20 protein-coding genes are annotated in these 25,100 nt (G+C 55.5%); 6 read left to right on the top strand and 14 right to left on the bottom strand.

Annotated elements, in window-relative coordinates:
• Nucleotides 1–36 precede the first annotated feature (36 nt).
• The 6 genes from O9H85_RS20060 to pdhA all read right to left on the bottom strand — a co-directional run bounded on the left by O9H85_RS20060 (nt 37) and on the right by pdhA (nt 6,652).
• Complete coding sequence (locus O9H85_RS20060) at nt 37–1,173, bottom strand: ABC transporter substrate-binding protein (protein ID WP_269883200.1); 1,137 nt, start codon at nt 1,171–1,173, stop codon at nt 37–39.
• The gene (locus O9H85_RS20055; RefSeq protein WP_269883199.1) at nt 1,151–1,354 is read right to left on the bottom strand and encodes a hypothetical protein; all 204 of its coding nucleotides are present in this window, start codon (nt 1,352–1,354) and stop codon (nt 1,151–1,153) included. The genes O9H85_RS20060 and O9H85_RS20055 overlap by 23 nt, the downstream gene beginning before the upstream one ends.
• Nucleotides 1,355–1,819: 465 nt before the next feature.
• On the bottom strand, nt 1,820–3,235 hold the full coding sequence (gene lpdA / locus O9H85_RS20050) for a dihydrolipoyl dehydrogenase (RefSeq protein ID WP_269883198.1): 1,416 nt from the start codon (nt 3,233–3,235) through the stop codon (nt 1,820–1,822).
• A 6-nt stretch (nt 3,236–3,241) separates the two neighbouring features.
• Complete coding sequence (locus O9H85_RS20045; RefSeq protein ID WP_269883197.1) at nt 3,242–4,561, bottom strand: dihydrolipoamide acetyltransferase family protein; 1,320 nt, start codon at nt 4,559–4,561, stop codon at nt 3,242–3,244.
• A gap of 21 nt (nt 4,562–4,582) precedes the next feature.
• Complete coding sequence (locus O9H85_RS20040; protein WP_269883196.1) at nt 4,583–5,563, bottom strand: alpha-ketoacid dehydrogenase subunit beta; 981 nt, start codon at nt 5,561–5,563, stop codon at nt 4,583–4,585.
• Nucleotides 5,564–5,581: 18 nt separating this feature from the next.
• A complete protein-coding gene (gene pdhA, locus O9H85_RS20035; protein WP_269883195.1) occupies nt 5,582–6,652 on the bottom strand; it encodes a pyruvate dehydrogenase (acetyl-transferring) E1 component subunit alpha in 1,071 nt (356 codons plus the stop codon).
• A 322-nt stretch (nt 6,653–6,974) separates the two neighbouring features.
• Here pdhA and O9H85_RS20030 point away from each other — a divergent pair, with 322 nt between their 5' ends.
• Nucleotides 6,975–7,700 (top strand): alpha/beta hydrolase, encoded by a 726-nt coding sequence (locus tag O9H85_RS20030; RefSeq protein ID WP_269883194.1) that lies wholly within the window; start codon nt 6,975–6,977, stop codon nt 7,698–7,700.
• Here O9H85_RS20030 and O9H85_RS20025 read toward each other — a convergent pair.
• Nucleotides 7,684–8,523, bottom strand: a complete 840-nt coding sequence (locus O9H85_RS20025; protein ID WP_269883193.1) for a lipoate--protein ligase family protein — start codon at nt 8,521–8,523, stop codon at nt 7,684–7,686. The genes O9H85_RS20030 and O9H85_RS20025 overlap by 17 nt on opposite strands.
• Before the next feature lie 257 nt (nt 8,524–8,780).
• Complete coding sequence (locus O9H85_RS20020; protein WP_269883192.1) at nt 8,781–8,906, bottom strand: hypothetical protein; 126 nt, start codon at nt 8,904–8,906, stop codon at nt 8,781–8,783.
• A 105-nt stretch (nt 8,907–9,011) separates the two neighbouring features.
• Here O9H85_RS20020 and O9H85_RS20015 point away from each other — a divergent pair, with 105 nt between their 5' ends.
• On the top strand, nt 9,012–9,893 hold the full coding sequence (locus O9H85_RS20015) for an RNA polymerase sigma-70 factor (protein ID WP_269883191.1): 882 nt from the start codon (nt 9,012–9,014) through the stop codon (nt 9,891–9,893).
• A 726-nt stretch (nt 9,894–10,619) separates the two neighbouring features.
• Here the strand turns inward: O9H85_RS20015 and O9H85_RS20010 are convergent.
• Nucleotides 10,620–11,168, bottom strand: coding sequence for a GDYXXLXY domain-containing protein (locus tag O9H85_RS20010; RefSeq protein WP_269883190.1), 549 nt, complete (start codon nt 11,166–11,168; stop codon nt 10,620–10,622).
• Nucleotides 11,161–12,387: a DUF2157 domain-containing protein gene (locus tag O9H85_RS20005; RefSeq protein WP_269883189.1), complete on the bottom strand. Its 1,227-nt coding sequence runs from the start codon at nt 12,385–12,387 to the stop codon at nt 11,161–11,163. Before O9H85_RS20005 ends, O9H85_RS20010 begins: the two co-directional genes overlap by 8 nt.
• 327 nt (nt 12,388–12,714) lie before the next feature.
• Here O9H85_RS20005 and O9H85_RS20000 point away from each other — a divergent pair, with 327 nt between their 5' ends.
• Complete coding sequence (locus O9H85_RS20000) at nt 12,715–13,782, top strand: metallophosphoesterase family protein (RefSeq protein WP_269883319.1); 1,068 nt, start codon at nt 12,715–12,717, stop codon at nt 13,780–13,782.
• A 95-nt stretch (nt 13,783–13,877) separates the two neighbouring features.
• Here the strand turns inward: O9H85_RS20000 and O9H85_RS19995 are convergent, their stop codons facing one another.
• Nucleotides 13,878–14,711 (bottom strand): endo alpha-1,4 polygalactosaminidase, encoded by an 834-nt coding sequence (locus O9H85_RS19995; protein WP_269883188.1) that lies wholly within the window; start codon nt 14,709–14,711, stop codon nt 13,878–13,880.
• A 277-nt stretch (nt 14,712–14,988) separates the two neighbouring features.
• Here O9H85_RS19995 and pelF point away from each other — a divergent pair, with 277 nt between their 5' ends.
• The 3 genes from pelF (at nt 14,989) to O9H85_RS19980 (ending at nt 19,319) form a co-directional block, all read left to right on the top strand.
• Nucleotides 14,989–16,413 carry a GT4 family glycosyltransferase PelF gene (gene pelF, locus O9H85_RS19990; RefSeq protein WP_269883187.1) on the top strand — a complete coding sequence of 475 codons (1,425 nt, stop codon included), beginning with the start codon at nt 14,989–14,991 and terminating at the stop codon, nt 16,411–16,413.
• A complete protein-coding gene (pelG, locus tag O9H85_RS19985) occupies nt 16,401–17,858 on the top strand; it encodes an exopolysaccharide Pel transporter PelG (protein WP_269883186.1) in 1,458 nt (485 codons plus the stop codon). Before pelF ends, pelG begins: the two co-directional genes overlap by 13 nt.
• Before the next feature lie 180 nt (nt 17,859–18,038).
• The gene (locus O9H85_RS19980; protein ID WP_269883185.1) at nt 18,039–19,319 is read left to right on the top strand and encodes an ATP-binding protein; all 1,281 of its coding nucleotides are present in this window, start codon (nt 18,039–18,041) and stop codon (nt 19,317–19,319) included.
• A gap of 19 nt (nt 19,320–19,338) precedes the next feature.
• Here O9H85_RS19980 and O9H85_RS19975 read toward each other — a convergent pair whose 3' ends face one another.
• From O9H85_RS19975 to O9H85_RS19965, 3 genes are all read right to left on the bottom strand, one after another.
• Entirely contained in the window at nt 19,339–21,153 is a 1,815-nt protein-coding gene (locus O9H85_RS19975; protein ID WP_269883184.1) for a peptidoglycan D,D-transpeptidase FtsI family protein, read from the bottom strand.
• 113 nt (nt 21,154–21,266) lie between these two features.
• Nucleotides 21,267–23,297 carry a methyl-accepting chemotaxis protein gene (locus tag O9H85_RS19970; protein WP_409348177.1) on the bottom strand — a complete coding sequence of 677 codons (2,031 nt, stop codon included), beginning with the start codon at nt 23,295–23,297 and terminating at the stop codon, nt 21,267–21,269.
• Between the two features lie 503 nt (nt 23,298–23,800).
• Nucleotides 23,801–25,081 carry a peptidase U32 family protein gene (locus O9H85_RS19965; protein WP_269883182.1) on the bottom strand — a complete coding sequence of 427 codons (1,281 nt, stop codon included), beginning with the start codon at nt 25,079–25,081 and terminating at the stop codon, nt 23,801–23,803.
• Between the last annotated feature and the right edge of the window lie 19 nt (nt 25,082–25,100).

Below are 25,100 nucleotides of genomic sequence, written 5' to 3'. Positions count from 1 at the left end.
GCGGGAACGGCTGATGCGTTGATCTATTCGCTTGGATCACTTGCTTTTCTCGCCGGCAATCGCCTTGTTCGCCGCATCCTGCGCTTGGCGCAGCGCGGTATTGATATCGATTTTTTGTGCGGCAACGGAAGACGTAAGATCCAGTAGCGGTTTCTCCGTAACACTGTCATACACCGTTTTGTAAGGAATTTTTGCAGGCTGGTTGTAGAAAGCGGCGCTCCAGTTCAGCCCTTTACGGCTGTAATCCGCACCATAGGCCTTCCGGATGTCCGGCTGGAGCAGCGTCGTGAGCTCCCCGCGCTTGGAGAGGATCATTTGGAATTCATCGGAGGTTAAATATTTGATGACTTCCATGGCCGCATCCTTCTGCGTACTGGTCGAAACGACATTCCAATAGGTCGGATACGGCTGAGATCCTGTCTTCGGCATGTCCTTGAACGTCGGAAGGGACACGACATCCCAGTTCATTTGATCCATCTCCGGATAACCGGTAGGCAGGTCGGTAAAGTAACCGAACATCGCCAGGTTTTTCGTTTTTAAAAATTCGTCCTTATACGGAATTTTGTCTTTAATCGTCTTCATGTAATTCTGATAGCCCGAATCATCCGCTTCGCCCTTGAAGATGGTGCTTAGTATGCTGTTCCATTTTTCATTCCCGTAAGTGGACTGCTGCGATTTCTCGTCGACGAAAGGGATCGAGTACTGGTTCATCCTCAAGATGTGCTGGGATGAGACGGCCAGCCCCAGATACTGTGTGCCTCCGTCGGTGCGGTTCAGCTTCTTGGCGAGCTCCAGCGCTTCGTCCCACGTCATGCCGTCCTTCGGATACGGAATGCCGAACTTATCAAAGATGTCTTTGTTGTAATACAAATTCATGATGAGGTTATTGACGGGAAGGCCGAACAACTTGCCCCCGGCAACCGTACGCATTCCGTCAAGCAGGGCGGGATCGAACCGGGCCAGATCCACATTATGCTTCTTGATCAGATCGGAGATGTCCGAGCCGAGACCCGGCCGAATGACGCCGTCGATCATGCTGCCGATCGATTCATAGACCAGATCGACCTTCGTGCCTGCAGCCAGAAGATCATTAATCGTTGTGCCCGTACCTTTTCGAATGTAGGTAATTTTGTAATTCGGAAACTTCTTATTAATGTCTGTAATTTTTTTCAAAAACAGCCTCATCCGTTGCCCCGCTCGAGGTGATGGTCAGATCGGCCGGTCCGCTCGCAGCATCTTTACCCGGCGATTGAGTGCCGTCCGCCGGCTTCGTGCCTCCTCCTCCGCAGCCGGCAAGGGATGCTGCAATGCAGCCCAAGAGCAGAAGCGCCCCGTATTTTTTCAGGTGAACCATAGGAGTACCCCCTTTTTTTCTTAGACCGTTGACGTTGTCACATCTCATATGGTTTCGCTTACATTTTAACTCGAACGATGCGAAAGTTCTTTACACTATTGCGTCGGAATCAATGCTTTCTTTGCTTTTTTTGTCCAAATAAAAGACCTGGCGGATCGCCGCCAGGTCTGAGCTTGCCCAGAAAGTATGAATTGAGGAAATAGATGTTACGAGGGGGTGGGGTATCTACTTCCGGTCGCTCCTCCAATAGATACCCCACCTCCGTATGTATCTCTATTCTTGTCAAAAACCACTTTTCGCTCCGTTTCTCTCACAATTTGTTCAAAAATAATAAAATGTTGCGGTGTACACCTTATTGCTAACGGGCCGGCATCGGTTATTTCCTAGGCAATACTTTATGGCACGCCAAAAAAAGAAGCGCCTCCGAGGAGGCGCTCCGGTTTGGTCTTATGAAAAAAATACTGCTTATTTGCCGAGCTGGTGAATCGGATGGCCAAGCGCGCCTTCGGCGGCGTCCATCGTAATTTCGCCCAGCGTCGGGTGCGCATGAATCGTGAGCGCGATGTCTTCGAGCGTTGCGCCCATCTCAATGGCCAGCGTCAGCTCGGCGATCAGGTTGGACGCTTCCGCGCCGACCACCTGCGCACCGATCAGCAGGCCGCTGTCTTTGTCCGCGACGAGCTTCACGAAGCCCTCGGTCGCATTCATCGACTGCGCGCGGCCGTTCGCCGCGTACGGGAATTTTCCGGTCGCAACATTGATGCCTTTTGCTTTGGCTTCGGTCTCGCTGTAGCCTACGCCCGCGATTTCCGGATCGGAGAAGACAACGGCCGGAATGACTTTATAATCGACTACGCTAGGCAATCCTGCGATGGATTCGGCCGCCACTTTCGCTTCGTAGGAAGCTTTGTGAGCAAGCGCCGGACCCGGAACGATATCGCCGATCGCATAGATGTGCGGCACGTTCGTTTGGCACTTTTCGTTGACCTTGATCAAGCCGCGTTCGCCCACTTCGATGCCGGCGAGTTCAAGCGACAGATCTCCGTCGGTGTTCGGACGGCGTCCGACCGTAACGAGCACGTAATCGGCCGTTACTTTCTTCTCTTCGCCCTTCACCGTATAGGTCACGGTCACATCGTTACCCGATTGCTCGCAGCCTTGAGCCATCGCTTCGGTAACGACTTCCACCTCGAGCTTCTTGAGGTTGCGCGCCACGAGCTGGGACAGCTCTTTCTCGAAGCCCGGCAGGATGAAGTCGGAGCCCTCGAGCACAGTCACCTTCGTGCCGAATTTCGCAAACGTTTGGCCAAGCTCGATACCGATGTAGCCGCCGCCGATGACGACCATGCTCTTCGGCACATCGCTCAGGTTCAGCGCTTCGGTCGAGGACAGGATGCGTCCGCCGTAAGGGAACGCCTTGAGCTCGATTGGACGGGAGCCTGTAGCGATGATGCAATAATTGAACTTGTAGCGTGCCGTTTCGTTATCGTTGAAGACGCGCGCTTCGCGTTCGTTGATGAACAGCGCCTCGCCGTTAAATACTTGAATTTTGTTTCCTTTGAGCAGCGCTGCAACGCCGCCGCTTTGCTTCTTGACAATGCCGCCCTTCCATTCCTGAACCTTGGCAAAATCGACCTTCACGTTATCCGCCGTGATGCCGATCGAGCTGGCATGCTGCGCCACTTCGTATTGATGCGCTGCGGAAATGAGCGCTTTGGACGGAATGCAGCCGCGGTTCAAGCAGACGCCACCGAGCTCGGCTTTATCTACGACGAGCACGCTCTTGCCTAGCTGGGCGGCGCGAATGGCCGCCACATAACCGCCGGGACCCGCTCCGATGACCAGAACGTCAATCTCAACCGATGCGTCTCCTACTACCATATCGGATTACACCTCCATGACAAGCAGTTCCGGATCGGCCAGCAGCTGCTTGATATAGTTCATAAAGTTTTGAGCCGTTGCGCCGTCGATGATGCGGTGGTCGAAGCTGAGGGACAGCGCCATGACCGGTGCGATGACGATTTCGCCGTTCTTGACAACCGGCTTCTCCGTAATGCGGCCCGTGCCGAGAATCGCAACTTCCGGGAAGTTGATGACCGGCGTGAAGAACATGCCTCCTGCGGAGCCGATGTTCGTGATCGAAATCGTCGAGCCCTTCATTTCCGCAGGTCCGAGCTTGCCTTCGCGGCCGCGCGCAGCCAGATCCTTGATCGCCACAGCGATCGTCCAGATGTTCTTGCGGTCCGCGTCTTGAATCACAGGAACGATCAGGCCGTTCTCCGTATCGGTAGCGATCCCGATGTTGTAGTACTTCTTGTAGACGATCTCGTTCTTCTCTTCGTCGATCATCGCGTTCATGACCGGGAACTGGCGCGTTGCGGCTACCAGAGCCTTCACGATGAACGGTAGGTACGTCAGCTTCGTGCCCTTCTTCTCGGCGAGCGGCTTCGCCTTCTCGCGGAGCGCGACGAGCTGCGTGACGTCGACTTCGTCCATGATCGTAACGTGTGGCGCGGTATACACGCTCTTCACCATCGCGTTGGCGATCGCCTTGCGGATGCCCTTGAGCGGTACGCGCTCTTCAACGCGGTCGCCGCTCACGGCTGCCGCCGCGGACGCAGCCGCTGCCGGTGCGCTTACAGCCGCTGGAGCAACACCCGCTGCTGCCGCTGCCGGAGCTGCTGCCGCCTGACCGCCTCCGGCTGCAAAGCCGAGAACGTCCTCGCGCGTTACGCGGCCGTTCTTGCCGGTCGCCGTTACGTCAGCGATGTTCATGCCTTTCTCGCGGGCGAGCTTGCGCACGCTCGGCGTAGCCAGCACTTCGCCGCCGGCCTTCGCAGGAGCGGCGGACACCGCTGCCGGAGCTGCTGCAGGTGCAGCTGCTTCAACCGGTGCGGCTGCCGCAGGTGTGCTTGCCGCTTCCTCGGCACCGTGAGCGTGGCCGCCCGCTTGCTGCGGCACTTCACCTACCACGTCGATGACGGCGATCAGATCGCCGATTGTACAGACGGTGCCTTCGGCTACCTTCAATTCAACGATCGTGCCTTCCACGGGGGAAGGAACCTCGACCGTCGATTTATCGTTTTGAACGTCCATCAGGATCGTTTCGTCGTTGACTTTGTCGCCCGGCTTCACATGCCACTTGACGATCTCGCCTTCGTGGATGCCTTCCCCGAGCTCCGGGAATTTATACTCGAATTTTGCCATCGCTTCTCACCGTCCCTCGAATTAGAAATCCAGTACTTGATTGAGTCCCGCTACGATGCGCGCAGGATTAGGCAGCCATTGATCTTCCACTTGAGCAAACGGATATACCGTATCCGGCGGAGCTACGCGAAGCACAGGCGCTTCCAGATGCAGAATCGCTTTCTCATTGATTTGCGCGATCACTTCCGCAGCGATACCCGTTGTCTTCTGCGCTTCCTGCACGACGATGGCGCGGTTCGTTTTCTTGATGGATTCGACAATGGTGTCGATGTCGAGCGGCATCAGCGTGCGCAGGTCGATGACTTCGACTTTCGCGCCGCGGGCTTTCTCGATTTCTTCAGCGGCCTTGAGCGACGTATGAACCATCGCGCCGTAAGTGATGATCGTGGCGTCGGAGCCTTCGCGAACGACGTTCGCTTTTCCGATCGGCACCGTATACTCGCCTTCCGGCACTTCCGCCCGGAACGAACGGTACAGGTTCAGGTGCTCCATGAAAAAGACAGGGTCATTGTCGCGGATCGCGGAAATGAGCAGGCCTTTTGCATCGTACGGATTTGAAGGGACGACCACTTTAATCCCCGGCGTTTGCACGAGCAGGCCTTCGAGCGAGTCGGTGTGCAGCTCGGCTGCTTTTACCCCGCCGCCGAACGGCGTACGGATCGTGATTGGCGCATTGTAGCGGCCGCCGGAACGGTAGCGCAAGCGTGCAGCCTGCACCGCGATTTGGTCCAACGCTTCAAAAATGAAGCCGACGAACTGAATTTCCATGATCGGACGGAAGCCTTGCGTCGCCATCCCTACGGCCATACCGCCGATTGCGGATTCCGCCAGCGGCGTATCGAATACGCGTTCTTCCCCGAATTCCGCCTGCAGGCCTTCGGTGGCGCGGAATACGCCCCCTACCTTACCTACGTCTTCCCCGAATATTACCACGTTCGGATCACGCTGAAGCTCGACGCGCATCGCGTCCTTTATCGCTTGAATCATTGTCATTTGAGCCATGGCTGAATTCTCCTCCCCTTATGCCAAGTAATCCGCTTTTTGCTCTTCAAGATGCTTCGGCGTCGTTTCGAACATGCTGTCGATAAGGCCCGGAACGGTCATTTTCTCCGTTTGCTCGGCCTTCTTGATTTGCTCGGTCACCGTGTTCTTCGCATCTTCCACGACCGCCGCTTCTTCCTCTTCGGACCAGAGGCCTTTCTTCACGAGGAACTCGCGGAAGCGGTGCAACGGATCCTTTTGCTCCCATTCAGCCGTTTCTTCTTTGGTACGGTATTTGGAAGGGTCGTCCCCGGACATCGAGTGCGGCAGGAAGCGGTAAGTGATCGCTTCGATCAGCGTCGCGCCTTCGCCGTTACGTCCGCGCTCTGCAGCATCTTGAACGGCTTTCACGACAGCAAGCACGTCCATGCCGTCCACTTGCACGCCTTTGATCCCGGCTGCCACCGCTTTATGGGCAACCGACATAGCGCCCGTTTGCTTCGAGAACGGCGTCGTGATGGCATAGCCGTTGTTCTGCACGACGAAAATCGCCGGAAGCTTGAACGCGCCCGCGAAGTTCAGGCCTTCGTAGAAGTCGCCCTCGGAGGAGCCGCCGTCACCCGTATAGGTGATCGCTACGCGCTTCTCGCCTTTTTTCTTGAACGCCATGGCAACGCCCATCGCATGCAGAATTTGCGCGCCGATGATGATTTGCGGCATAAGGACGTTCACGCCTTCGGGAATTTGACCGCCGTGCTGATGGCCGCGGGAATACAGGAACGCCTGGTACATCGGCAGGCCGTGCCATACGATTTGCGGCATGTCGCGGTAGCCCGGGCAGATGAAATCGTCTTTATTCAAAGCGAACTCGCTGCCGACCATCGAAGCTTCCTGACCGGATACCGGCGCATAGAAACCGAGGCGGCCTTGGCGGGTCAAGTTCACGGCGCGCTGGTCCCAAGTACGGGTAAATACCATGCGGCGCATCAGTTCTTTCAGTTGTTCGTCAGACAGGTTCGGCATCGCTTCGGCGTTGACCACCGTGCCGTCCGTCGCCAGTACGGACAAAGGCTGCACTTCCTGGACAGCCACTTCATACGGCTTGCTCATGTAATAGTCACCTCAAGAATAGTTTGGTTGAATTTCAAATGTCCCAGGATAAACCGCTACGCTGTCCTTGTCTTACAAGGACCAGCGCGTTTATCAAAGTTGATGGGAAGCTATAAGTTACGAATAACTTATAAATTCTTGCCAACGAAAAATGAAGGTTTCTGTTATAGTAGTATTATAACTCTGTTTTTGTGAATAGCACAAGAACTTGCTTTAAAAATGTGAGTTTTGTCATAATTGATGTATGTAACAGTTGAACAAAATATATAATACAGATTAATAAAATTCATAAAACTATTATAATACAACGGGAGGATTCGCCATGGACGACGCCATTTATTACAAAAGAACAATCGTGAAGGAACTGGTTCCCACCGCTTACCTTAGCGAGTCGCGGCCGATTCGCATTTGCCTTCCGCCGGGCTATAACGAGGTGCTCTCGTACCCCGTCATTTATTGCCAGGACGGCGAAGATTTCTTCAATTTCGGCCGGATCGCCACGACGATGAACCGGCTTATTTTCGACGAGGACGTGCAGCCGGCCATTATCGTGGGAGTCGATGTGGACAAAAGCGTGCGCACCAGCGAATACGCTCCTGAGGGAGACCTCTTCGCCGGTTACTGCCGGTTCTTTGCGGAGGAGCTGCTCCCTTTCGTCGAGGAGCGCTATCCGGTGCGCGATACGCGGGACGAGCGCATCCTTGCGGGAGACTCGCTCGGAGGCACCGTCTCGCTGCACCTTGCCTTAGATTATCCTAGCCTTTTTCCCCAAGTTATATCCTTGTCCGGGGCATTTTTGAAAGAGACGCAGGAGCGGATCGCCGCGGAGAGCGATTTGTCCTGGCTGAAGCTGCGGATGCTGATCGGAACCGAGGAGACCGAAGTGAGGACGGAACGGGGCACCTTCGACTTTCTGGAAGCGAACCGGAACGCCAAAAAGCTTCTCGAAGCGAGAAGCTGCGCGCTCGTGTATGAGGAAAAGCCGGGCAAGCACCTGTGGGGCTTCTGGCAGCAGGAGCTTCCGGGGATGCTTAAATCGTTTCTTTAATTCCATAGCGCTGGCGAAGCTGCTCCGCCATGGCGCGCACCTCTTCGCGGCCTGGGAGCCAGATGGAACGGTTTGTGCCGCTCCCGCTTCCGGCCTGCCCTTCGCGGACTACCCGTTTCACCGCATCGGCAAAGGCCGCGGCACCTCCTTGCAGCCCGGTCAGCTCCTCGAGACTCGCCATGCTGTCCGATGATACGCGGGGATGATCGGAGCGCTCGTCCGCTCCCTCCGCCGCAATGTCGTAGAACTGCCGTGCTAGATCCGCTTTCTCCTTACCATTGCCTTCGGTGATGACGAAAGCCTGTATGGCAAACGCCTTCGCCTGTCGCCGCTGCGCGATACCGCAAAATTTACGGCCGCCGATGCTCAGGTCGAAATCGCCCGGGCAGAAGGCACCCTGGATCTCTCCTTTATCTACGGCCATGCCCGTTTCTTTCAACGCTTCGCTGATAAACAAGTACATCCGCTCGAAATCATCGCGGAAGCCGATCCCCGGGCCCCGCCGGATGGGCAGCATCAGCGTTACGTTCACGACGCCGAAGTCGAGCGGGACCGCCGCGCCACCGGAATTGCGCACGCCGACCGCGTAGCCCTGCTCCTCCAGCCATCGCTTTGCCGCGGCCGCCCCCGGCAGCCGGCTGTCCCTGAGTCCCATCACCAGCGCCCGCGGATGCCGCCACAAATGCACAATCGGCGGTCCGCCCTCCCCGATATACCGGCACAGCAGCTCCTCCAGCGCGAACGGATACAGCACATCCGCTTCATCCGTCCCCGCCATCCGGTCCAGCAGCAGCGTCTCCGGCGGGAATATTTCTGCATGCATCGTAGGGCCCCCCTCTCAACGTTTATCCGAATTCATCTATCAGCTTATTCTATAGAGCGGCGGCTTGCTGCGCAACTCTTGAGCATTCCTGAGCAACTTCTGAGCAACTTCTGAGCTACCCCTGTACTACTACTGCGCAACTCCCGTACAACTACTGAGCAACTCCTGAGCAATTCCTGCGCAACTCCTGCGCAACTTCTGAGCAACTCTTCTACAACTCTTGCTTTACTCTTCAGTAATATCCGTGTAACTTCTGCTCAACTTTTGTCCAACTCCTGCGCAATCTCCAACTCCTGATCAATACCTACCAATTCCTGATCAATACCTACCAATTTCTGGAAATCTTCGTACCAATTCCCTGCTTTTTCCTTCACCCGCCGCATGCTACAATAATCCCATGTCACAGAATGCCGCGGTTGCCCGTCATATCTGTTTGGGGCATATCGGCCTTGTATGAGTTAAACTAACTTAAAGGAGCGATCCATATCATGGAATCCGTACGACTGGAAGCCTGGTATGCAGAATACAAACCGCTGCTGTTCTCTATAGCATACCGTATGCTCGGGACGGTCTCGGAAGCGGAAGATATCGTGCAAGATACTTTTGCGGCCGTTCATCGTCTGAGTGAAGCGGAGATCCAGAACCCGAAGGCTTTTCTCTGCAAAATGGTCACCAACCGCTGCATCGACGATTTGCGTTCCGCCCGCAAGCAGCGGGAAATGTATACGGGGCCGTGGCTTCCCGAGCCCGTCGTCAGCGATCGGGCGGATGACCCGGCGCTGCATGCCGAGCGGCGGGACGATATTTCCTTCGCCATGCTGCTCTTGTATGAGCAGCTCAACCCGGTGGAACGGGCGATCTTCATTCTCCGCGAAGCGTTCGATTACGATTACAAAGACATCGCAGACATCCTCGACAAAAATGAAGCCGCCTGCCGCAAAACCTACAGCCGTCTAAAGAGCAAGCTGCACGCTCGCCCATCGGGTCCCGCTCCGGAGGAGCTTCCGGCTCTGCAGCCCTTGCTGCACGGTTTCCTGCAGGCCGTTCAGACTGGCGACATGGCGGAGATGCTGCAGGTACTTTCGGAGGATGCCGTCCTCTATTCCGACGGAGGCGGCAAGGTTCGCGCTGCACTCTTCCCCATCGTTTCGGCGGAGCGCGTCGCGGCGTTCCTGCATGGCATCACGCGAAAACGCGAAGCCGGTACCCGCATGATTCCGGGCGTTTTCAACGGGATGCCCAGCATTGCCGTCCTCCGGCCGAGCGGCCTGCAAAACGTTACTTTATTCGAATTCGCCGGGGAGCGAATCCACCGCATCTATATCGTCAACAATCCGGATAAGCTGAAGCATGTCGCGGTAGAGCGCTAAACGTCATCGGTGACAGGGCGTGATACCGGCAGCCCGGTTTCTCCTCTTAGCTCGCCTTAAGACAAATTCTCGCCTACCGCAGCTTCCGATGCGGACTAAGCAAAAACAAGAGCGCCCTTAACGGACGCTCTTCAGCTGTTGAGAAACTCTAAGACTACCCGAAAAGGGCCGGTTGCCAAACTTTAGCGAATCCAGATTCATATCTAAGGAACTTGGATTCACTACCGGAGTGACTGCCGCCAAGTGAGAGGCTGTAGTGAACCTCCGGGTACATCAAGCGAACCCAGGCTCACTGGTGGTAGCGCCCGATGGTTCATTACCGCTCGCAATATGGCCGACGCCTTGCCCCAAGTGAACCAAGGTTCTTTACAAAGGAACCTAGGTTCACTAGCGGGGTGTCGACCTTACGCTGCCGGGTGATAGTGAACCTCCGGGTACATCGAGCGAACCCAGGCTCATTAGTAGCGCCCGATGGTTCACTACCGCTCGCAATATGGCCGACGCCCTGCCCCTAGTGAACCTAGGTTCTTTACAAAGGAACCTTGGTTCACTAGCGGAGTGTTGACCATGCGCTGCCGGGTGATAGTGAACCTCCGGGTACATCGAGCGAACCTAAGCTCGTTACTGTGGAGCCTGGCTACACTACCGAAGCTCCGGCCATCGCTCGATAGGCTGTAGAAAACGCCGGGCAAAAAAGACAAGAGCGCCCATAACGGCGCTCTTGCCTCAGCTCCCCTGCTCCCGGTCTTCCAGACTTTCGATCTTCCCTTGTCCCCACGGGGCTACCTTCAAATGTACCGCGAGCCGGCTCGCTTTCTTCTCCAGATCTTTGCCCGTGCCCTCAGGCACGTAATATTTCTCGAGACCGTATTCCACGGAGATCCCCTCGCTCCAGACGGAGCGGATGATCCCCTTGAGCACGACCTGCCCCGGCTGAGCCGACGGCTTGTAGCCATAGGCGGCCGCCGGTGCGGCATATCCGTCGGAGCCCGCAGCCAGTACGACATAGATGGCCTTTCCACGCTCCGCCTTCTCCGTCTGATCCCTCCACAAGGAAGGCTGCAGCCGGCTGATGTCATAGCTCAAGGTGACATAATCGCCATACAGGACATCGCGGGGGTCCACCGGCACGGTCCGCAGCTTCACATCCTGCCCGAACCAGCCGACGGCATAGTAAGATAACGCGAGACCCGCGAGCACGAGCGCCTGCACCGCAACGAACGCCGTCTTCAGCCGAGTCCGATTAAGGAATCGATCGGGGTTTCTTTCAATCATGAGGAGTCTCCTCCTTTACATCGTAGAAAAATTGCTTCTTGCGCCGATTCAGGAACCAGCTCAGGCTGAGCAGCAGCAGCCCGCCTATGATGAAGAAGAGTGATTTGTCCATAAAATCCCAGGTCAGCTTGCCGTAAGCTACCAGCGTGCTTGTGATGAACAGCACCGTCCCGAAGTTGATTTTGAACCGCCATTCCTCGGCGTAGCCGCGCCACAGCACATAGAGCGAGAACAGGAACAGCGATAGCAGGTACGCAAGCTCGATCCCCCCGGGCAAGTACAGGAACGGGAACAGCAGAATCCACTCGAAAGCCCCGGGGGCTCGACCGGTTCTCAGCTTGCCTGCCAGCGATACGCCGAACAGGATGGCCAGAGCCCCCATATAATAGAGCGGCTCCGCCCGGAGGTCGGACAGAAACCTTGCGCTCCACTCACTCGGGAATATCACCAGATAAATGCCGAACAGGAACGCCGCCGCCAGCGGCGGGATTTGCAGAGCATAAGCCCCTGTCCGGTCCTTCAGCCAATCTCCAAGCGCATAGAGCGCCATGGCCGGAATAAACATCCAAATGAATTTTATATCCCGAGCGATCACCCAGAGCAGCGCATGAAGCGTAAAGCTTAAGCTGAAGCTCCATACAAGCAGCGTATTCCTCCATTTCCAGCCGTAATACCCGAGCGCCAGCACCATCAGAAGGAACGCCGTATAGCTGAACATTTGAAATTGGGAAACGCTGTAGATTTGAGCCGCGTTGAACAGGATCAGGCTGATCAGGTACAAATAACGGCTCCTGTATAGAAAAGCTGCTGCCGCTCCGGCTACAGCCCACAGCACGAACGAGCCCGCATGAAACGCCACGAGATGGAACATTTGGCCGATCAGCACGATGCTGCCGCCGAAGCTGACCACACCGAGACCGATCAATGCGATCCCCAGCTTCCCGTGGCCTCTGCGCACGGCCGTTTCGCCGCTTACGTAGAAGCCGGCCATGACGATGATCATCAGCGCCAGCCGAAGCAGCTGGGGGATGCTCTGCCAGTTCGCTGCGACGAAGCTGAGAATGCCGAGCCCTACCAGAATACTGCCCAGGATCGGCAGCAGTCCGACGGCATGCTTTCGATCTTCATATAAATCCAGAATCCGGTCCGCTTGCTCCCGGGTTATAATCCCTTTTTCCACCCAAAGCGGGCTTTCTTGCTCCACCCATTTTCGACTCATTCACGCCTCACCTCTTGTATGGTCCTTCTTCATCGACCTTCCTTATACTCCAAGTATATTCCCGCCGCCCCGCAGGAAACAGTACTATCTTTGTATAGTACCTTTACTCTGAACCACTGCGGATACCGCCCGGTCGCCGCTTCATAGAATTCCGGCGCCACTGGGTTCCGTTCCGCTTATTTCCAATCCCCGGTTCCTCCGATATAATGGAAGTAGGATCGCAGCTGTAATGTAACCGCTATCTTGAACGTTTCGCATGAACCCGGACGGCATCCAATACATAGAAAACGCCGCCCATGTCCGGGATAGGGGGAACCGCTCGTGAGCATGTCCAGACGCCGTTTTATCAAACAGGCCGTTGCATTTTTCACTTTATTAACCGGGGGCGGGTTCGCCGCTTTCCAAGCGCTTAAACCGGATGTCGTCGTGAAAGCGGATTCGCAGTCCGAAGGGGAAGCGGCGAAGAAGGAAGCCGTGCAGGGCGATCCTGCCAAAGAGCTCTCCAAGGAGCCGCTGCTGTCGTTTTTTCTGCTCAGCGACCTGCATATTTCCGTAGGGGAATCCTCGATGACCGATAAGCTTCATCTTGCATTGAAGGATATTACCGATTTCGAGTTCAAGGTGGATACGATCGTGCTGGGCGGGGATCTGACCGATTTTGGCCGGGAGAGCGATTACCGTTTGCTTCGCCGCACCATGGACCAGTATTCGCTGCCGCCGGTTTATGGCAATATGGGCAATCATGACTATTACGATGTATGGCTCGATAAGAACGGGGGCTTCTCCACCGAGACGGCGCCCAACGGCAAAACCGACGCCATGTCTCGGCAGCGGTTTATGTCATTTATCGGGTACGACGACGTCCCTTATCGGGACGAATGGATTCAGGGCGTGCATTTGATCATGCTTTCGCAGGAGTGCTATGTGGAGGAGCGGCCGGAGGTCGGCGAAAGCGCATGGTATTCGGATGAGCAGCTCGCATGGTTCGAATCCGTCATGAAGCCGCACAAGGACGGCAGGCCGGGCATCGTGTTCATCCATCAGCCGCTGCCCGATCCGGGCATGGACGGGGGAACGCACCGGCTGATCCGCGCCAAGCGGTTCCGCCAAATTGTTGACCCCTACAGCAACGTATTCGTTCTGTCGGGGCATACCCATCGCAACTTCCGATCCGAGGATCACTATAACCGGCAAAATACGTTTCACTGGTTCACCAACGCCTCCGTGGGCCGTACCCGGAGTATCATGCCTGGGGACAATACTCTCGTAGCTCAAGGCATGTATGTTCAGGTATACCCACATCAGGTGGTGGTCCGGGGACGGGAGTTCGCCGACCGCAGCTGGATCGATTCCGCCGATTGGACGATTCCGCTGAAAAAGACGCCCCAGGCCTAGCCGGTTCCTTATACGAAAGCGCCGCCCGAGCAAAAAAAACAGGACGGCTGCCCCGCCGTCCTATCCAACTCTGCGCCTGCCACGGCCTCAGCCGGTCATGGCACCTGCTCGTAATAGCCCTTCGGAGCATCCAAATGAATAAACCCAAGCTTGCGGGCTTCCGTTGCGTTGTTCGAGTCGCCGTTTGAGCTGACCGCGAACACCCGGAGGCCCTTTTTTTGCTCCTTCTGCAGCCGTGCGACCCGGATTCGCGACCAAGCATCCTTGAACCAGCCGCTGCGCCAATCTTCCCAGAGAAAGCCTTGAATGAAGGGAGCGGCGGCCTCCAGGGAATCGAAGCCCCTGTTCTGGATAAGCAGCAGCGTGACGTATCGCTCCCGTACCTGACGCAGCCAGGAGCCGTAGGCCTCCTGCATGGACTGACGCACGGAGGCGTCGGAAATCTGTTCGTCGATATCGCCTACCGTATCCAGGAAAACGCCGTCAAAGCCTTTGTCGACCGCGGACTCCTTAATTTCCTGCAGTAGCAGCTGGCGATAGCTGATCTGCCTCAGATCCATAACGTAGGCGTCCCAAAGGGCGAGATGTACCTTCCGCCCATGTACGAGCAAATAATCGTCTGGCTGCAGCCGGCTGCTGCGCCACCCGTTCCATGCTGGCGCCTCCATGACACTGATATAAGCGATCGTTCTGGTGCCGGCGGACTTCAGCTCTTCGATCTGCTGCTTGGTGTACAATTGCGGCTCGATCACGGCCAAATCCGTTTTCTTCAGCTTCGCCATCGCGTCAATTGTCGGAGAACCGTAATAAATGGTATAATTCTTTACTTGTTGAAGTGCTCCTCTTGCCTGTATTTTTAAAATGTGGACACCGAAAAAGGCCATTCCGGCCATGATCATGCCGATTACCGTCCATCCCGCTTTCGTCATCGGTCGTTCCTTTCTTTCGAAGCGTCGAACAAGCTTGTTGTTCTTTATAGTATACATGATGCCGGCAAGAAATAGAGGCCTTTCCGGCCGGCTTGGACAGTTTTTTTGCAGCAGTTAATGCTTCAATGGATGGGGAGGCTACCGGTTTGCAATCGCGTCCGGCTCTTACTGAACGAAACTCTAACAATACCCTGACGCTCTTGAATAACGACGAGGGCTCAATGCGGCTGGAGAGACGGAATCCGGCGGTCCGAACCCGGTGGAAGGAGGCCGGTGCATGAAAATTTGCCTGATCGTCGAAGGCAGCTATCCGTATGTCGCCGGCGGAGTGGCCGGCTGGATTCAAATGCTCGTCTCCGCGATGCCCGGGCACGAGTTCGAGATCGTCGCCATCTCTTCTTCCCGTCAAGCGGCGAAGGAATACAAATATCCGCTGCCGTCCAATTTGACCCGAATCCACGATGTGTTCGTTATGGACTGGCAGAGCCTCTCCGAAGGCAAGGGCCCGAAGCTGACCAAGGAGGAGGCCGCCTTGTGCTTGAGATGGTTCTCCCTCCGGGAAGCGTCCGAAACCGCCCTCCCGCTCATGGCGGACCCCTCCAAGCTGGGGAGCCCCGTCGCTTTTCTGAAAAGCGAAGCGTTCTGGAATTTGCTCGTCGACTCCTACCGCGCGGAAATGCCCGACCGTTCGTTCAACGCCTACTTTTGGACGTGGCGCTCCCTGTATTTGCCTGCGATGTACCTGCTGCAGCAAAAGTATCCCGAAGCGGACATCTACCACTCCGTATCGACCGGCTATGCCGGGATGATCGCCTCCTATCTCCGGCTGAAGCACGGGAAGCCGTTCATTCTGACGGAGCACGGCATGTATGCGCGCGAGCGGGAGGAGGAGATACTGCGGTCCTCATGGGTGGAACCGACCTTCAAGCCGAGATGGATTCAATTCTTTTATCATTTATCCAAGGGCACTTACCGGACGGCCGACCGTACCGTTGCTTTATACGGCGGAATGCGGGATATCCAGCTTGAGCTCGGCGTACCGGCTGCGAGGTCGCTCGTTATTCCAAACGGCGTTGCTTATGACCGCCTATCGAAACTTCCTCGGCCTACGGACACCGGCGGCGGCGGCATCATTTTTGGCGCTCTGGTCCGCCTCGTTCCGATCAAGGATATCAAGACGCTGCTCTACGCCGCGCAGCTCGTTTCCCAAAAGATTCCGGAGATGGAGCTGTGGATCATGGGTCCGACCGACGAGGATCCTGAATATTTTGAAGAATGCGTTACTCTGGCGGCTCAGCTGCAAATCTCCCGTTTCGTGACCTTCACAGGGAGTGTGCAAATCGCCGATTATTTGCCGCGGATCGACGTGCTCATCCTGAGCAGCATCAGCGAAGGTCAGCCGCTCGCTGTACTGGAGGGGATGGCTGCGGGCATTCCGTGGATTTGTACCGACGTCGGAAGCTGCCGCGAGCTGCTGGAGGGACGGGATGCCGAGGATGACGGAACGGCAGGCTGCGTCGTGCCTCCGGGACAGCCCGGAGCGATGGCCGACACGATGATCAGGCTGTACAAGTACCCGGAGGAACGAAGCGATATGGGGCAAATCGGCCGAAGACGGGTGGCCCGTTATTACCGAATGGATCAATTTATTAATGCATATCGTAAGCTATACGAAGAGGCGGTGAACGGATGGCGGGCATAGGCTTTACGCTGCGAGAGCAATTCCGCGATGACAGCACGTCCCTCAAGGGACGGGCTCATGCGTACGCATCGTTCGCGGCCGCAGGACCTTGGATGATCTCGGTGCTCAGCGTGGCTCTGATGAGCCTGCTGATCAAGCGGTTCGGACCGGTCGGAGAGCAAGAGGCTCGGCTTTTCGTCGTCACCGTATCGTATTGTTTTATATTCTCGCAAATCTTCGCCGGGGGCTGGCAGCTGACGATAACTCGCTATTTGACGGATCACTTCTGCAAAGGCGAGCTCGACGGGGTTGCCTCTTCCTTCAAAGGAATCAGCAGACTCGTGCTCGCCGTCTCGACAGCGGCGGCCGTCCTGTTCTATTGGGGCTCCCCGCTGCCGTTCAGCTACAAGCTGCTGTCCACGCTGCTGTTTCTCGCGATCGGACAAATCTGGCTGGCTCTGGTCTTCCTCACCGCCGCCAAAAATTACAAAGCCATTGCATACGCCTTTGTCCTTGGTACGGCGGTTTCAGCCGGTGCGGTGCTGATTCTTCTCCGGTTTCCGGTGCCGTTCTCCAGCCATCGGGAGATAACGAACATGCTGCTGGGATATACCTCAGGCATGTTCCTAACGATGTGCATGCTTGGGGCCGTGCTGGTTCGGGCCTTTCCTGCAGGCTTGCGCGGAAAGCCGTACGCTATTCTGCGCTATGCGGACAAATACCCTTCGCTGCTTGCGGTCGGCTTCCTGTTCAACCTTGGCCTATGGGTGGACAAGGTGCTGGTTTGGCTCGGACCGAACGGCGTTACGCTCGAAAGCACGTTCCGCTGCAGCCCGCTTTATGATCCTGCCGCCTTTCTTGCTTACATATCGGTCATCCCGACCGTCGTACTGTTCGCCGTTTCCGCGGAGACGCAGTTTTACGGCCGGTACCTCCGGTTCTACGGGCATGTGACGAACGGGGGAACGCTTAAGATGATCGAACGGTCCAAGCATCGGATGATCGAAGGGCTGCGGCGGGCGATGTACCGGATTGCCAAGATCCAAGGCATGCTGACCTTGTTGCTCATGCTGGGTTCTATTTTGCTGCTCGGGTATATTCTTGATGACCCCATCACGGCACAAATGTTCCAGGTGTATGTGCTTGGAGCGATGGCGAGCACGCTGATGTTTCTATGTATCCTCATCATGCTGTATGTCGAGGATCGGAAAGGAACGGTCACCGCCTCCTCCCTTTTCTTTGGTCTCAACGTGCTGTTTACCCTCGGAGTCCTTCCGGCGGGATCCGATTATTACGCCTTCAATTATTTGCTCGCATCCTTCGCCGCGTTCGCCTGGAGCGGATGGCGGCTAATCGGTTTTCTGCAGCGGATCGAGGCCCATACGTTCGTAAACCTAAGCATCCTTCCTGGGGAGGAACGGGGGTTCTTTACACGAGAGGGTAAGCGAGCAGGACGCTGGCTGTAACGGAGCGTTTTATTCCCTAGTCCGTTGGAACCGCCTTCCGGGAAGAAAAAAAACGACTTAAGGCCCGGAAGGTTTTTTTGTAATTCATGTAGGATACTAGAAGATTTTGTCGAAATAGTATATTGAACAGCTGAAACGGAAGAGCTGTCAATTGAGCCCCAAAAGGTGTGGTTTCACGCAATGATTTTGAATCAATTCATGATCAATATGTTCAGCATCCTGACCATGCTGATGCTGTACCAAGTGTTTTGGATCGATCGGCTTCAACAGTTGGATCCAAAAATTAACCGGATCCTCATTACTGCTTGCTCTATTCTGCTGGCCATCTTTTGCATGACCCATCCGTTTAAATTGCAGGACGGCTATATCTATGATCTTCGCTTCGTGCCTCTGATCATCTGTTTTTTATATGCGGGCTTTCGGCATTCGCTGTTCGTTGCAGCGGCCATCCTGCTGTATCGTTTCATTTTGGGCGGCTCCGGAATCTATCCGTCGATCATTGCAACCGCCATCCTGCTGGTATCCCTGGTTCTGGGCTCCCGCCGGATCAAACCCGGCTCCCGTTATTACAACACGCTGCTCGGCGCGCTTCTCGGATTATTCAACTCGATTCTTATTATAGGCATCCTTCTAGGCTTCAATCTATGGAATTGGACGCCGCTGCCGGAACAGTTTACTCGTTTTTTCCTGCTGTTTACTTTTTGCTATATCACGACGCTGGCCGTCGTCTTCTATGTGATCGAGCAGATGAAGCAGAATATGGAGATGCGCAGGAAGGTGCAGCACAGTGACAAAATCCGTGTGTTAAGCGAGCTTGCGGCATCCTTCGCTCACGAAATCCGCAATCCGATGACTGTGGCCCGCGGTTTTATGCAGATCATGAAGCAGACAGACCTTCCGGATGAGAAGCGGCAAATTTACAGCCAGATGGTGCTCGAAGAAATGGACAAGACGCAAGCGATCATCAACGATTACTTATCCTTTGCCAGGCCTACGCTCGAAGCCGTTGAGCTGCTTGATGCAAGAGCGCTGATACTCAGGGCCGTTCAATCCGTTCAGACGTTCGCCGAGCTCCGGCTGGTGAAGATCGAAACACAGCTGGAAGAGAAGCTGATCATCAGCGCCAATGCGGACAAATTTATCCAGTGTATCGTTAATTTATGCAAGAACGGCATTGAAGCGATGCCCGGAGGCGGCAAGCTCCAGGTCGTCGCCGGCCTGCAGAATCAAACGGTGTGCATTGATATCATCGACCAGGGCATCGGCATGACGAATGAAGAGATTAAACGTCTCGGAACGCCGTTCTATTCCACCCGGGGGAAGGGCACAGGTCTAGGGATGATGGTGACGTATCGCGTAATACAGAACATTCAGGGACGGATCGACGTCACAAGCGAGGTGGGCAAGGGCACGTGCTTCTCCATCCTCATCCCTACCATTCATTCCAACGCGTATCATTGACGTGAATGAATCGGACGGATTACCGTTTGGCGGCGGCCAGAACATCCATCACCTCGCGGAACAGAGGGATGGATTTATTTTTTTGTCCGGCCGGAACGCGCGACAGTTCAACGGCAACCGCGTAGCGCGGATGCTCGGCAGGGCCATAACCGATGAACCATTGATTCTCGCCCGGACGGCCGCCGTCCAGCGTCACCTCCGCAGTCCCGGATTTGCCTGCCAAGGACCAGGATGCCGCTCCTAGCGCCCTGCCGGTCCCATACTCAACGACCTCCTCCATCCATCCTAGCAACCTCTTCGCCGTAGCCGAATGAATCGCCTTTCCCTGATCGGGAGCTTTACGGGCTGGCTGGAAGGACTGGTACAGCCGATCATTCCGAAAGCGGATCTCCTGGACGACCCGCGGCGATAGCACCTTGCCTTGATGAAACAAGGTAACGACAAGGTTCGCCGCCTGCAGCGGCGACACCAGCACATCGCGCTGACCAATGGCCGTCTGCACCAATACCCCGCCATCCTTCGGATTCGTGCCTGACTGATAAATCTGCCCCTTCTCCTCCGCATCCCACTGCCGGAAATCCCTCTGTTGCGGAATCGTTCCCGACCAGCCCACCTGCTGAGCGAGCCCCATTCTTCGGGCGTACTCCTCCAGCTTCGCTCCTCCGAGCCGCTGGGCTACTTTGGCGAACACGATATTGCAGGATTCCGCATACGCTTCCTCCAGCGTGATCGCCCCATGGCCGTCTTTCTTCCAGCACGTGAAACCGTACTGCCCCAATTGCCCGCTGCAATCGAATACTTCATCGGGAGCGGCAGCGCCTTCTTCCAGCGCAGCGGTCGCGGTGATCGTCTTGAAGATGGAACCCGGCGCCGAAGCCTTAAGCGCTTTGTTGCTCCAAGCCCCGTCGCTTAGATCGATATGCTCAGGCTGAAACGCCGGCCGGCTTGCCATGACCAGCGTATCGGCATTCCCAATGTCAAGGACGACCACTGCCCCTTCTGCGATTTGCAGCTTGTCCATGCGCGCTTCAATCTGGCGCTGCAGCTCGCTGTCCAGCGTGGTAATCACCTTCAGCGGATAATAGCGATTGTCCGGGGTCATGATTCTCGCATCCAAGCCGGGCAGCGGATTCTTCGTGGCATCTGTGTAGAGCGACACCGTGGTTGCGCCGATGCCTTGCAGCCAGGGCTCGAAAGTCTTCTCCAGTCCCGCGTTGCCGATTTTGCTCGTCAGCTGCAGCTCGCCTTTATGGAATTGGTCAGTGAACTGGCGCGTAACGCGCTCGGGATTTTGCCCGATATACCCGACGACCTGGCTCGCCGTCTGCGCCGCATCATACCGCTGCCTGAACAAGGTCACCCGGATGTCGGCCAGCCCCGCCTCTTCGATCTGCTGAGCCTGCCGGTCCGATAAAGCGGCCGGCCGCCCTGTACCCGGCCACACCTGCGGGTAGCTTACGCCGGAAACGAAGCGGCTCCATTCGGAATAGGGGACGTTTAAGATTTGCGCAATTTGTTTCATAGCTGCCTCGCGGGCCGCGTTCGTCTCCTGATCCCTGACAGGAAACACAGTGAGCACCGGATAACTTCTTCCCGTCAGGGGAATGCCGTTCCGGTCGTAAAAATCCCCTCGGCCGCTGTCGAGAACAATCCCTTTCTCCCGCTGAATGACGGAATTCTCGACCAGATCGATGTTCCGGCTCGTAAACGAACGCGCCGAAGCGACCTGGATCCAGAACAACCGGAGGTTCCAGGTCAGCAGAATGCCGATCAACAGCAGCAGGATGATAAAAATACGGTGTTTTTTTAGCGCCGGTTTCTGCTCGTTGTCCATCCTAACGCCCCTCTTGGTGAATTGTTACCATTATCAACAGGATAGACGGCGCGCAAACGTGATTGCATACAAAAAACGCCTCCCCTTACGGGAAGGCGCTCACAGCTATGCGGTTATACCTGAAACTTGCTGAGCGAGGCTTGCAGCGTGGAGGACAGCTCCTCCAGCTTGTCCGACAATCGGACGAGACCCGAGGAAATGCTGAGCTGCTCCGAGCTGAGGGACGCCACCTCTTCCGATGTTGCGGAAGATTGCTGGGCGACCGCACTGACGTTGGACATCGCGTCCGTCAGTACGAGCTGGGACGATTCGAGCTGGCTGATCGACTCCGTCACCTCGGACAGCTGGTGGATGAAGCCGCCCATATGCGTCTGTACCTGCTTGAAGATGGAATCCGCTTCCTTCACGGACAAAATTTGCTCCTGGAAGATCGGATAAGCCTGAGAGAGCACATTCACCGTCTCGTCGATTTCCTTCTGTATTTTCTCGGTAATTTGTCCTACGATCTCGATGGATTGACGGGACTGGTCGGCCAGCTTCCGGATTTCATCGGCGACGACCATGAAGCCTTTGCCCGCCGCACCGGCACGCGCCGCTTCAATCGTCGCATTGAGTGAGAGAATGTTCGTTTGCTTGGTCATGTTGCCCAGCACTTCAAGGATTTTGCGAATGGAGCGCGTGCTTTCCTTCAAATTGTCAACCTTCTCGACCATCGAACGGGTCATCGATTCGGTCGCATTCGTTTTGCCGATCAGCTCGGACATGTATGTAATCCCTTGCTCACTGGACTTCTGCACGTCCGACGCGGCGGTGCCCATCACCACATTCGCCTCCACGACGCTCTTCATCTGAACGGCGATATTATGCGTCAGCTCGTTGCCGCGCTCGGACTCGACAGCCAGACTCGAAGCTCCGCCGGCGATTTCTTCGGTAGCCACCGCGATTTCCTTGGCGGACGTAGCCGTTTTCTTGGAAGCATCCGACAGCTCGCTTGCCGTTGCCAGCACTTCTTGGGCGGAAAGGTTCGTTTGCTGCACCAGCGCCGTAATTTTCTCCATCATCTGATTGAAGCTGATGCTGAGCTGGCCGATTTCATCTTGGGTGGCGACCTTCATTCTTACCGTCAGGTTGCCCTGCTCGCCTTCTTTCATAAGATTGCGCAGCGTGATCAGCGGCCGGCCGATCATCCGGGCGATAAAATAGCCGATGACCACCGCAATGATCATCGCGATGAACGCCATAACCCAAGTCATGCTGAAAATGACCTTGGCATCCTTCACGAGTGCCGCTACAGGGATCGCCCCGATAAGATACCATCCGGTTTTGGTGGATTTGTAATAGGCCAGCAGCGTGTCGCCCTTCGCGTTCTGAAGATGGCCTCTCGTATCTCCGAGCGCTTCTTTGGCGATGCCCAGTCCGGCATCTCCGGCGATTTGGGTACGGTCATCCGAATAGACGATCTTCTGCTCAGGCGAAACCATGATCGTCGAACCGCCGTCGCCGATTTGAATTTGTCCCAGCTCTTTGCCGATCGAATCGAGATTGATCTCGATAAGCAGGATCGCCGACACGCTGTTCGTCGTTGTATTCTTCAGCACGCGGCCGATGCCGAACGACGCACTGCCATTGTTCGAGTTGTCGCCGAAGCCTTTGGTTCGCGTTTCCAGCCAAGTCGCTTTGCCGTTATTTTCGACGATTTTCTTAAACCAATCCTGCTCCGCCATATTCCCGCCGCTGATCGAGCCGCCGGAGGAGGCAATCGGTTCTCCAGTCGATCTGAGCAAATTGATGCTCTTGATCGTTTTGTTGGAATAGGAATAAACATTCAGCTTATCCCCTACCTTTTGTCGAAGCTGCAAATAATCGTAGCTGCCTTTGTTGATCGAATCCATGTCCGCCAGCGTCTTCTTCATATCTTCATCGAGGAGCACCTGCATCGAGAGATCCTCATAAACCCCGAAGAGCAAATCGAGCTTCGACCCCGCCTGCACGATCGTTTGCTCCGATGCGTCCGCTACCTTCTTCTGGATCACGCCCTTGGAAATGCTGTACGACGTCAGACCTACGGTCAACACAAAAAATAAAATGCTGATAAAGAAAATCAGGAACAGCTTAATACCGACCGACTTCAGTACGTTTTGCATGCCGATGCTTTTGAGCGAGCCTTGAGCATTTTGTCCCGATGGTACATCGAACTTCATGGACGGTGATTTGGTGTCTTTTATCTTGTTTTTCACTGATTGCCCGGCGTTCTGCAGGCTGGTTTTTAGTGAAGAGTACGGTTTCTTCTTCACAGGATCCACCACCTTCGTCTTGTTTGTGTGTACTCGTGAGGTAATCCGGATACCGATCATCCGATAAGCAGGATTTGCCTACTTTAAAATAAAATCGTTTACATTATAAATCGGAATCTCCTGTTCAAAAGTTTAGGCCCACCGCCTTAAAATGAGATCGTTTAACGAATATGTATAAGATTAGAAATTCGACATAAACCGTCTTTTTCCTCTTTTTCCCTGAACGATTTATTTATTTTTTCTTCCAACTAGTCTCTTTTTCCCAGCTTCGGCTTATAAGATGACGAAAAAAAAGGACATTCCCATGGCTGATCCATGACGAATGTCCTTTTTATTCATTGTATATGCGGGTCTCAAGCCTTCCCAACCCGTTTGCGCATCATATCAAGCGGCTGCACCGGCTGATCCACCTTCATTCGAATCCGCTGAAGCGGATGGCGCGCCGCCGTCAGGCTCTCGCCTTCCTCGCTGTGCAGCTCCGGCACCGTCATCTTGAAGAACGTGCCCTTCGGCCCGAAGAATTCAACCTCTTGGCCCGGCTTGAAATGATTGCGCTGCTGAATGAGCGCCGTTCCCGTCTCCGCATCGTAGTCCAGCACTACGCCTACGAAATCGTAAGGCGCCGCTTTGTCCTCCGGCTCGAAAATATGATCCTCGTGTCCCGGCTCGTCGTAGAAGAACCCGGTGTTCAGCGGACGGTTCGCCGCCTTCTGAATTTCGTACAGCCACCCCGGCTTCATCTCGTAATGCTCGGGGTCCGCAAAGTAAGCGTCGATCGCCTGACGGTAGGCATTGACCACCGTCGCCACGTAATGCACGCTCTTCATCCGCCCTTCGATCTTGAAGCTGTCCACGCCAGCGCGAATGAGCTCAGGCACATGCTCGATCATGCACAGGTCCTTGGAGCTCATGGAGAAGGCGTTATCGCCCTCCTGGAACAAAGGCAGCTCCTTGATGCCGATCTGCGCATCCTCCTCGGTCGTGAACAGATCGTACTTCCAGCGGCACGACTGCGAGCAGCCGCCGCGGTTCGAGTCCCGGTCCGTAAAATGGTTCGACAGCACGCAGCGGCCCGAGTACGAGCTGCACATCGCGCCGTGCACGAACACCTCGATCTCCATATCGACATGCTTCTTAATATCGATAATTTCGTCCATGCTCGCTTCGCGTGCCAGCACGACGCGGTCCACGCCCTCTTCCTTCCAGAACTGCACCGCGCCGCGGTTCATCGTCGACTGCTGCGTGCTGAGATGAATCTCCAGCTTCGGCGCCACCCGGCGGCACGTTTCGATGATGATCGGATCGGCCACAATAATCGCATGCACACCCGCATCCTGAATCCCCTTAAAATAGTCTTCAAGGCCTGCGATGTCTTCGTTGTGAGCGTAAATGTTCGTCGCGACGAACACCTTCGCTCCGTATTTCTCGGCAAATTCGACGCCTTCGCGCATCTCCTCGAAGGTGAAGTTGTCGGCATTCGAGCGCAGCCCGTATTGCTGCCCGCCAATATAAACCGCATCCGCGCCGTAATGGACGGCGAATTTCAGCTTCTCCAGACTGCCGGCTGGAGCCAGCAGCTCTGGCTTTTCAAACCGTACGCGTTTGCCGAGCAAATCTTGCTTTAGCAGCGTCATATTTTTTCCACCCCGTTCC

This window comes from Paenibacillus gyeongsangnamensis (assembly GCF_027533625.1).
Taxonomy (GTDB): domain Bacteria; phylum Bacillota; class Bacilli; order Paenibacillales; family NBRC-103111; genus Paenibacillus_G; species Paenibacillus_G gyeongsangnamensis.
This window is presented reverse-complemented; position numbering and strand designations above follow the sequence as displayed.

Bases quoted from the DNA above. Each gene is read 5' to 3' on its own strand.
- O9H85_RS20055 (WP_269883199.1), bottom strand. From the start codon at position 1,354: ATGGTTCACCTGAAAAAATACGGGGCGCTTCTGCTCTTGGGCTGCATT.
- lpdA (WP_269883198.1), bottom strand. From the start codon at position 3,235: ATGGTAGTAGGAGACGCATCGGTTGAGATTGACGTTCTGGTCATCGGA.
- O9H85_RS20045 (WP_269883197.1), bottom strand. From the start codon at position 4,561: ATGGCAAAATTCGAGTATAAATTCCCGGAGCTCGGGGAAGGCATCCAC.
- O9H85_RS20040 (WP_269883196.1), bottom strand. From the start codon at position 5,563: ATGGCTCAAATGACAATGATTCAAGCGATAAAGGACGCGATGCGCGTC.
- pdhA (WP_269883195.1), bottom strand. From the start codon at position 6,652: ATGAGCAAGCCGTATGAAGTGGCTGTCCAGGAAGTGCAGCCTTTGTCC.
- O9H85_RS20030 (WP_269883194.1), top strand. From the start codon at position 6,975: ATGGACGACGCCATTTATTACAAAAGAACAATCGTGAAGGAACTGGTT.
- O9H85_RS20025 (WP_269883193.1), bottom strand. From the start codon at position 8,523: ATGCATGCAGAAATATTCCCGCCGGAGACGCTGCTGCTGGACCGGATG.
- O9H85_RS20020 (WP_269883192.1), bottom strand. From the start codon at position 8,906: ATGCGGCGGGTGAAGGAAAAAGCAGGGAATTGGTACGAAGATTTCCAG.
- O9H85_RS20015 (WP_269883191.1), top strand. From the start codon at position 9,012: ATGGAATCCGTACGACTGGAAGCCTGGTATGCAGAATACAAACCGCTG.
- O9H85_RS20010 (WP_269883190.1), bottom strand. From the start codon at position 11,168: ATGATTGAAAGAAACCCCGATCGATTCCTTAATCGGACTCGGCTGAAG.
- O9H85_RS20005 (WP_269883189.1), bottom strand. From the start codon at position 12,387: ATGAGTCGAAAATGGGTGGAGCAAGAAAGCCCGCTTTGGGTGGAAAAA.
- O9H85_RS20000 (WP_269883319.1), top strand. From the start codon at position 12,715: ATGTCCAGACGCCGTTTTATCAAACAGGCCGTTGCATTTTTCACTTTA.
- O9H85_RS19995 (WP_269883188.1), bottom strand. From the start codon at position 14,711: ATGACGAAAGCGGGATGGACGGTAATCGGCATGATCATGGCCGGAATG.
- pelF (WP_269883187.1), top strand. From the start codon at position 14,989: ATGAAAATTTGCCTGATCGTCGAAGGCAGCTATCCGTATGTCGCCGGC.
- pelG (WP_269883186.1), top strand. From the start codon at position 16,401: ATGGCGGGCATAGGCTTTACGCTGCGAGAGCAATTCCGCGATGACAGC.
- O9H85_RS19980 (WP_269883185.1), top strand. From the start codon at position 18,039: ATGATTTTGAATCAATTCATGATCAATATGTTCAGCATCCTGACCATG.
- O9H85_RS19975 (WP_269883184.1), bottom strand. From the start codon at position 21,153: ATGGACAACGAGCAGAAACCGGCGCTAAAAAAACACCGTATTTTTATC.
- O9H85_RS19970 (WP_409348177.1), bottom strand. From the start codon at position 23,297: ATGCAAAACGTACTGAAGTCGGTCGGTATTAAGCTGTTCCTGATTTTC.
- O9H85_RS19965 (WP_269883182.1), bottom strand. From the start codon at position 25,081: ATGACGCTGCTAAAGCAAGATTTGCTCGGCAAACGCGTACGGTTTGAA.